This is a genomic window from Halobacillus rhizosphaerae, assembly GCF_046719735.1.
Lineage (GTDB): Bacteria > Bacillota > Bacilli > Bacillales > Halobacillaceae > Halobacillus_B > Halobacillus_B rhizosphaerae.
In genome coordinates this window covers 82,339-91,409 of record NZ_JAUTWQ010000020.1, presented here as the reverse complement: position 1 = coordinate 91,409, position 9,071 = coordinate 82,339, and the positions used below count along the sequence as shown (strand labels likewise).

The window sequence follows — 9,071 nt, the reverse complement described above, 5'->3', positions numbered from 1 at the left end:
TTTTTTATAAGTGTCCATTATTCGGGTTATAGTTCAGTTTTCCGGGATGTTTTAATTATGTTAGTCTTCTTTTTTCTCTACGTAAACTTGATGTGGATAAGGGATCTCAATGCCTGCTTGATCCAAGGCTTCTTTCATTGCCTTTCTAAGATCGCGTTCAACACCAAATTGCTCCATATTCTCCGTTTTCCCAAGGACGCGGATTACGACGTCGGAGGAACCCAGGCTTTGCACACCAAGAACACTTGGTCCTTCTTTGAAACGCGGATCTGTCGAGAACTCATCTGCTACTTCTTTTAATACATCCATTGCTGCATCGATGTTCTCATCATAGCCAATGCCAATATCTACAAGGGCACGCATGTTGCCGCGAGAATGGTTAGCAACTCCCTCGATATTTCGGTTAGGAACAAAATTTAAGGTTCCATCAAAACCGCGGATCTTGGTTGTTCGAATGCCTACCTCTTCGACTATGCCATCATAGCCCCCGGCAGTAACGTAATCGGAAACTTCTACTTGTCGTTCCAGCAAAAGGAAAAAACCCGTTACTACATCCGACACAAGGCCCTGTGCCCCAAACCCAATCGCTAATCCAACGATACCAGCCCCTGCAAGCAGCGGACCGATATTAATGCCTACCGCACCTAACAGCATGATAATCAGAATAAAGAGTAACGTATAAGAGAAAATACTAATAGATAATTTCTCCAGGGTTTGGCTTCTTCCTTCAGATAACTTCCTTTGAGAACTCATACGTTCAATCGCAACTTGAATGGCTTTTTTTCCAATTGGACTGATAATAGCAAATGCAATGAGTAAAACTACAATCTGTCCTCCAACTGTAATGACCCAATCCAACAAGACAGACGGGTTAAATTTAAATCCTTCTTCAACTAGATTCATAATAGACTCCTTTCAGCTTTCAATGGTACTCTGTTTAGAATATCGGAAACCTGTCTGACATTTCAACGGATAGCTGTCGTTTTATCGAAGAATTTGACGCTGGATAGGCTGAAGCATGTGCAGATGTTTTTACTTTCCTGCATTTATATTGTTTAATGAGAAACAGAGTAACCCATACTAGAGAATAGAAGTGGGTATTGAAACTGATTATGCCAGTTTAAATTGATTATCACCTTACATTGACTACAAATATATCTATCGTTATACTAAAGATTGTGTGTAAGACGTAGTTAAAGTAAGAAACTGAAAATATTTTTGGAGGGATTTACAGTGGCAGAACGCATGGTAGCTAAACAAGCACCCCGCTTTGAAATGGATGCGGTGCTTCCAAACAAAGAATTTGGAAAAGTATCTCTAGAAGAAAATATGAAAAATGATAAATGGACGGTTCTATTTTTCTATCCAATGGACTTTACATTTGTCTGCCCAACAGAAATAACCGCTTTATCTGACCGTTTTGATGAATTTGAAGATCTTGATGCAGAAATTGTGGGAGTTTCTACAGATACGATCCACACTCACTTGGCATGGATTAACACTGCTCGTGAGGACAATGGTCTTGGGGATCTTCAATATTCTCTAGCTGCCGATACTAATCATCAGGTAGCTAAAGATTATGGAGTGCTGATCGAAGAAGAAGGGGTAGCACTTCGTGGACTGTTTATCGTAAGCCCTGAAGGTGAACTACAGTACCAAGTAGTGAACCATAACAATATCGGCCGTGATGTAGATGAAACACTTCGCGTATTGCAAGCACTGCAAACAGGCGGCCTTTGCCCGGCAAACTGGAAGCCAGGTCAAGAAACTCTATAGTTTTGTTTGAAGGATAGTATAGTGATAGGAAAGGGGTCTAACAAGAGGTTAGACCCTTTTTTCCCTCATTAATGTGGTTATAACTTAAAGGAGGAAGGTTCTATGCGTTTAAGACAGCCTATGCCTGAATTACCAGAGGCAACCGAATGGTTAAACAGTGAAGCTTTAACGAAAGATGATTTAACAGGAAACAAACCCACTCTTATTCACTTCTGGTCAGTCAGCTGTGGACTTTGCAAAGAAGCTATGCCCAACGTTAATGAATTTCGTGATGAATATGAGAAAGATTTAAACGTAGTTGCCGTTCATATGCCTCGTTCTGAAAAGGACTTGGATCTTGAGAAAATCAAAGAAGTTGCTGAAGAACATGGGATCACTCAGCCCATTTATGTTGATAATCAGCATGCTTTAACAGATGCATTCGAAAATCAATATGTACCAGCTTATTACGTGTTCGATGAAGAAGGGAATCTCCGCCATTTCCAAGCAGGCGGAGGCGGAATGAAAATGCTCCGTAAACGTGTGGACCGTGTGCTGGGAGTAAATCAAAAGTAGATCCCAAGCGGCTGATAAAAAGAATTATAGTCAACAGAAAGCCCGAACCATTACGTTGGTTCGGGCTTTCTGTGTGTGCAGCTTACCGCAGAGAGAGACTTCCGCACAACCACTCGTGTGCTTGCTAACCTGTATTTTTGACTTTTTTCTTGATGGAACCAGTAATAAATGGAAGGATTTTTGGATAAGTATAAAACTATCTTGTCGTGTCCTTTATCTGTTTTTACCTGGTAAAACTACCATAGATTTCAAAGGAAATGGTAAAGATTGGTCCCGGTTTCTATAAGGTTGTATCAGCGTCCTTATATCTTTTCATTAGTGTAGCAAAAATATTTAAAAAATTAGCGCAAATAGGTGGAAATTTATTTCGATACCCGATATATTAGTAATTACGTTAAAAAAAACGAGAAGGAGGGAGAAGTTTGAATACTCTAAAAAAACTTAAGGAGTTTTACTGGCCGTTTAGGAGCTATTTCTTTTGGTCTTTATTTGCTCTTCTATTTGTTACTGCCATTACTCTAGTTTATCCTATGGTCCTTAAAGTTACGATTGATGAAGTGGTTATGCAGGAGAAGTATAATTTAATCCCATATATAGGAGCCATATTTATTGGTTTAATGATTATTAAGGGATTCGCCACTTATTTTCATCAGTACTTAGGAGATTTGTTTGGGATCCGTTCTGTTTATAGTTTACGAGATGAATTGTACAAGAAACTGCAAAGACTTGCTTTTAAATATTACGATAATGCAAAAACAGGAGATTTAATGTCACGACTTACAGCAGACGTAGAGGCCTTTCGTTTCTTCCTCTCCGTAGGCTTCTCCGAGCTGATCCGAATTGTACTTCTTATCCTTCTCAGCTTGAGCATTATGTTTTATTATTCTGTCCCCCTTGCGATTGTAACTATGATTGCTATGCCATTTCTGGCCTTAGTCGTTTATAAATTCGATCGTCAGGTACACCCTGCCTTTAGACGAATTCGTAAATCATTTGGTAAATTGAATACACGTGTACAGGAAAATATCAGTGGAATGAATACTGTGAAATCGCTTTCAAGAGAAAACTTTGAAATAGGACGTTTTTTAAACCGCAGTGACCACTATCGTCAACGCTACATTGAAACGTCAAATCTTTGGTCCAAATTTTTTCCGCTTATGGAGTTTATCGGTAACATTTGTGTAGTGGCCTTACTTGCCTATGGAGGTTATTTGGTTATTAATGGTTCTCTTACATTAGGTGAGCTTGTCGCATTCTTTAGTCTCGTATGGTACATTCTCGGACCATTGATGAACCTTGGCTTTGTTGTTAATCTATTTTCTCAATCAAAAGCTTCTGGCGAGCGATTGTTAGAGATATTGGAAGCTAAAGAAGATGTTCAGGAAAAAGAGGGAGCGATCGTGAAGGATCGGCTGAATGGTCACGTCACCTTTGAGGATGTCACATTAACTTATACGGAGGATGACGATTCCGCTTTGAAACAGATCAGCTTTGATGCGCCTCCGGGTAAAACGATTGGCTTAATCGGAGCTACCGGATCAGGTAAAACGAGTATAACTCAATTAATTACGCGCTTCTATGAGCCGGAACAGGGAAATGTACGGATTGATGGAAAACCTGTTCAGGATTATGGCTTAAAAACTTTAAGAAAGAATATAGGTTTCGTGCTACAGGAATCTTTCTTGTTTTCCACGTCCATTAAGGAAAATATTTCGTATGGTAATCCTGATGCGACATTGGAGGATGTAATAGCGGCTGCCAAGCGTGCTCAGGCCCATGAGTTTATTTTGGATATGCCTGAAGGATATGACACGCTGCTTGGTGAAAGAGGAATGGGACTATCAGGCGGGCAGAAACAAAGAATTGCGATTGCTAGAGCCATTCTCATTGATCCAGCGATTCTTGTGCTTGATGATGCGACCTCTGCTGTGGACATGGAAACAGAATTTAGTATTCAAAAAGCCCTTCAAGAAGTCATGAAGGGTCGAACTACTTTTATTATTGCTCACCGTATTTCTTCTCTTAAGCATGCGGATGAGATTCTTGTGCTTGAAGATGGTCTTGTGAAGGAACGCGGTGTCCATGATGAGCTCCTTGTTAACGGAGGACCTTATCAGCGTATTTACGATATTCAATATCAGGATAAAGAGAAAATTATGAATACCTCACATATTTCCTAAGAAGGAGGGATAAGGAATGGCTCGAAAACCAAAGCACAAGCCAGAAACGAATAAACATTTAAACAGGTTTAAATATACCCAGGATCAAGCTGTTGAAAAGCCGTTTAACTGGTCGCAGATGTTAAGACTGTTTACGTATCTCAAGCCCTATACAAAGAAGCTTATGCCAATTGCCATTATTGCCATGCTGGTCTCAACTATAGTCCGATTAGTGGTCCCAATTCTAATTGGTAAAGTTGCAATTGATGGAGCAATTGCTCATCAAGATACTAGTTTGCTTATAAAGCTTGTTATCGGAATTTCAGTTCTATATTTGCTAAGTTATATCGGCAATGTACTGAGAATTAAATATGTAAATATTTTAGGTCAGAATGTAATCTATGATTTAAGAAAGCACTTATTTTCACATGTACAGCGCCTTTCTCACAAATTCTTTGACTCTCGTTCAGCAGGATCGATTCTAGTAAGAATCATGAATGATATCAATTCCCTGCAGGAGTTATTTACGAATGGGATTATTAATCTTCTTATGGACGTTGTGATGCTTACAGGAATCATCGTTATCCTGCTCGCGTTAAGTCCTAAGCTTGCCCTGGCGATCTTAATCATTATGCCTCTTATGTTTTACATTTCGACTAAACTGCGCAGAAACATTCGCAGATCCTGGCAGCAAGTTCGTATTCAGCAATCTAGAATTAATTCCCATTTAAATGAAAGTATACAAGGGATCCGCATTACTCAATCATTCTCTCAAGAGCGTGAAAACACGGAGTATTTTGATGGGGTAAATACAGATAACTTTCAATCCTGGAGAAATGCTACTAAGAAGAGCGCCTTATTCCGGCCATTTGTAGAAATGTGCAATGCGATAGGAACAGTCATTTTGATTGCTTATGGGGCTTACCTTATTCTTCAAGGAGATATCGAAGTAGGCACATTTGTATCCTTTGCTTTCTTTCTGGGGATGTTCTGGGAGCCAATATCCCGGTTAGGACAGATGTACAATCAACTGCTCATGGCGATGGCTTCGTCAGAACGTATTTTTGAGTTTCTGGATGAACGCCCTAATGTAGAAGAAAAGAAAGACGCACGTGAAATCGTGGACATGAATGGTCATATCGAGTTCGATCATGTCCAGTTTGCCTACGACGATAAGCGTGTGGCTCTGCATGACATATCTTTGGAAATGAAGCAGGGACAGACTGTAGCTCTAGTGGGGCACACGGGTTCAGGAAAATCTACGGTTGCAAACTTAATCAGCCGCTTTTATGATCCAACGAAAGGTGCGGTGAAGATCGATGGGATTGATTTGCGAGATGCTGCCATTGACAGTGTCAGACAGCAAATCAGCGTTGTTTTACAAGATACCTTCATTTTCTCGGGGACGATTCTTGAGAATATTCGCTTTGGACGGCCGGATGCATCTGATGAAGAAGTGAAGGAGGCTGCTAAAGTCGTTGGTGCTGATGATTTTATTCATCGGTTAAAAGATAGTTATGAGACAGAAGTAGAAGAACGAGGGAATATTCTGTCTGCCGGCGAAAGGCAGTTGTTGTCGTTTGCCCGGGCACTGCTTGCTAATCCAAAAATATTAATCCTGGATGAAGCAACCGCAAGTATAGACACCGAAACCGAAGTTAGAATCCAGAAAGCCCTAGGGAAGCTGCTTAAAGGCAGAACCGCTATCATTATTGCTCACCGTTTATCTACAATTCGAGAAGCGGATAACATTATCGTCCTTCAACAAGGTGAAATTCTTGAACAAGGCTCTCATGATGAGTTGATGGATCAAAAAGGAGAGTATTTCGATTTAGTAAAAGCTCAGTTCCAAATGCTGGATGCCATGTAATTTCGCAACCCCCTGCAGATACTTCTGCAGGGGGTTTTTGTGTGAGTGGGGAGACGAACGGGTAAGGAATATTAAATAGAATTGGGGTACGGGAAAAGAGGCTTGAATGAACTGATAACAATAGATGAAAAAGGACATTGTGAAGTATGTCACAAAATCGTCATTCCTGAGATATGTATGAAGCGGTTCCATGATTTATACTGTAATTACAGTATTCTTGCCTGAAATTCTTTAGGTTAATTAGGGGGAAATCATATGTTTGGATTGGATAGCGTAGTTCTCAGCCGGATGCTTACGTCGTTAACTCTGGCATTCCATATCATATTTGCCACAATAGGCGTAGGAGTACCGGTCATGGTATCAATCGCCGAATTTATTGGAATTAAGAAAAAGGATCCACACTATACATTACTTGCTCGCAGGTGGACGAGAGGCTTTACTATTACCGTCGCGGTCGGTGTCGTGACAGGGACGGCAATAGGATTACAGCTTTCTTTATTATGGCCGAGTTTTATGCAAATTGCTGGAAATGTTATTAGTCTTCCATTGTTTATGGAGACTTTCGCTTTTTTCTTTGAAGCGATTTTCCTTGGTGCCTATTTATATACATGGGACCGATTTAAAAACCCTATATACCACTGGTTACTATCCATCCCTGTTATTATTGGATCGACGATGTCTGCCTTTTTCATTACGACTGTGAATGCTTTTATGAACACACCTCAAGGATTCGAGTTAGAAGGGCGAACCATCACTGCGATCAAGCCCTTAGAGGCAATGTTTAATCCAGCTACACCCACTAAAGTGTTTCATGTGATTACATCATCATATATGACCTCTGCGGCAGTCTTAGCGGGAATTACAGCTGTGATTATCTTATTTAGAAAAGGATCACTTTACCACAAGAAAGCGCTCAAATTAACGGTTATCGCATCCCTCTTTTTTGCTTTACTGACTGCTTTTGCTGGGGACTTATCGGCGAAGTTCTTAGCCGACCATCAGCCAGAGAAACTTGCAGCAGGGGAATGGCACTTTGAAAGTGAAAAAGGAGCGGACTTGATTGTCTTTGGCACGTTAAATGAAAATAAAGAAGTGGAACATGCGATCAGGATACCGAAAGCGTTAAGTTTTCTTGCTCATGAAGACTTCAATGCGGAAGTTACAGGACTGGACGAAACTCCTAAAGATGAACAGCCGCCGCTTTGGATCCATTACATGTTTGACTTAATGGTTTCCATAGGGTTTTATGTACTCGGAATCTCATTCTTGTACTTTCTCATGTTAAAAATTAAAAAGTTTAATGAACATAATAAATGGTTATTATGGGGCATTGTTTTAACAGGTCCCTTGTCCATGCTAGCTATTGAATTTGGCTGGATATTTGCCGAGGTAGGAAGGCAGCCATGGATATTGAGAGGATATATGAAAGTAGCGGAGGGAGCAACCACTTCATCTCATGTAGACTTAATGTTCCTTCTATTCATAGCTGTATATGCCGTTCTCGCCGGCGGATGTATTTCTGTTTTAAGGAAAATGTTTAAAAATAATCCGGCCGAGCTAGAATTGGAACACCGCTATCCTCAAGTTGCTGCAACGAAGGAGGATGAATAACAATGGGATATGAACACATAGGAATCACCGTGTTGTGGATCTTTCTCTATGGGTATTTGATCGTTGCCTCAATTGACTTCGGGGCAGGTTTCTTTGCCTTCTATGCGCGAATTACCAACAATCATCATATTATTAATCAATTAATATCGAGATATTTATCTCCTGTTTGGGAAGTGACTAATGTCTTCTTTGTTTTCTTTTTTGTAGGTTTAGTGGGATTTTTTCCGGACATGGCTTATTACTTCGGTCAGTCCCTGTTGATTCCTGGAAGCATCGCGATTGTGCTTATAGCCATCCGCGGTTCCTTTTACGCCTTCGAAAACTATGGATCGAAGGAAAACCGATTTTACATGTTTTTATATGGGGCTACGGGATTGTTGATACCTGCTGCCTTATCTACTGCGCTTACTATTTCCGAAGGTGGCTTTATAGAGGAGACCGCGAACGGTGTTCATTTAGTCTATAGTGAACTGCTCTCTAGTCCCTATTCCTGGAGCGTAGTGTTCTTAGCTATAGTATCTGTGCTGTATATTAGCTCCATGTTCTTAACTTATTATGCGCATCGAGCAAATGATCAACCTGCCCTGGCATTAGTGAGGAAATATGCCTTGTTTTGGAGTTCTCCTACCATTATTGCCAGTTTAACTACATTTATAGCCCTAAGTCAGCAGAACCCTGACCATTACCAAAAGGCCGTCCAGTTGTGGTGGGTATTTGGGATCTCTGTAGCTTTCTTTATGGCAGCTGTACTTCTTGTTTATTGGGGGAAATATTACGGCTGGGCTTTTATCGCAGTTATGTTTCAATTTATATTCGCCTTCTTCGGGTATGGCGTCTCACATTTACCGTATCTTCTTCACCCTCAGGTGACTATTTCAAGTGGAGTGACAAATCCGACTATGGGAGCTACGCTCGTTACTGTATTTATAGCTGGCTTATTCCTGTTGATTCCATCTCTAGTCTTGTTAATGAGAATGTTTCTATTTGATGCTGATTATATCAAAGGCAGAAAATAATGGTCATTCATTCTACGGTTTTAGGTTTAATATAGATGGAGATATGATAAAATAGCATTAGATTTTCGATGAAAAGATGGAGGA

Annotated in this window: 7 protein-coding genes; 6 read left to right on the top strand and 1 reads right to left on the bottom strand. The window is 40.4% G+C overall.

The features are described from left to right. Positions 1 to 60: 60 nt before the first annotated feature. Positions 61 to 903, bottom strand: a complete 843-nt coding sequence (locus Q7A53_RS17730) for a mechanosensitive ion channel family protein (protein ID WP_411790526.1) — start codon at positions 901 to 903, stop codon at positions 61 to 63. 330 nt (positions 904 to 1,233) lie between these two features. Between Q7A53_RS17730 and Q7A53_RS17725 the strand changes: the two genes are divergently transcribed. The 6 genes from Q7A53_RS17725 to Q7A53_RS17700 all read left to right on the top strand — a co-directional run bounded on the left by Q7A53_RS17725 (position 1,234) and on the right by Q7A53_RS17700 (position 8,987). Further along, positions 1,234 to 1,776 (top strand): peroxiredoxin, encoded by a 543-nt coding sequence (locus tag Q7A53_RS17725; RefSeq protein ID WP_411790525.1) that lies wholly within the window; start codon positions 1,234 to 1,236, stop codon positions 1,774 to 1,776. Positions 1,777 to 1,878: 102 nt separating this feature from the next. Then, positions 1,879 to 2,331, top strand: a complete 453-nt coding sequence (locus tag Q7A53_RS17720) for a TlpA family protein disulfide reductase (RefSeq protein WP_411790524.1) — start codon at positions 1,879 to 1,881, stop codon at positions 2,329 to 2,331. 422 nt (positions 2,332 to 2,753) lie between these two features. Then, a complete protein-coding gene (locus tag Q7A53_RS17715; protein WP_411790523.1) occupies positions 2,754 to 4,511 on the top strand; it encodes an ABC transporter ATP-binding protein in 1,758 nt (585 codons plus the stop codon). A 16-nt stretch (positions 4,512 to 4,527) separates the two neighbouring features. Further along, complete coding sequence (locus Q7A53_RS17710; protein WP_411790522.1) at positions 4,528 to 6,360, top strand: ABC transporter ATP-binding protein; 1,833 nt, start codon at positions 4,528 to 4,530, stop codon at positions 6,358 to 6,360. Positions 6,361 to 6,615: 255 nt separating this feature from the next. After that, a complete protein-coding gene (locus Q7A53_RS17705) occupies positions 6,616 to 7,971 on the top strand; it encodes a cytochrome ubiquinol oxidase subunit I (RefSeq protein WP_411790521.1) in 1,356 nt (451 codons plus the stop codon). Positions 7,972 to 7,973: 2 nt separating this feature from the next. Then, complete coding sequence (locus Q7A53_RS17700) at positions 7,974 to 8,987, top strand: cytochrome d ubiquinol oxidase subunit II (RefSeq protein ID WP_411790520.1); 1,014 nt, start codon at positions 7,974 to 7,976, stop codon at positions 8,985 to 8,987. Positions 8,988 to 9,071 lie beyond the last annotated feature (84 nt).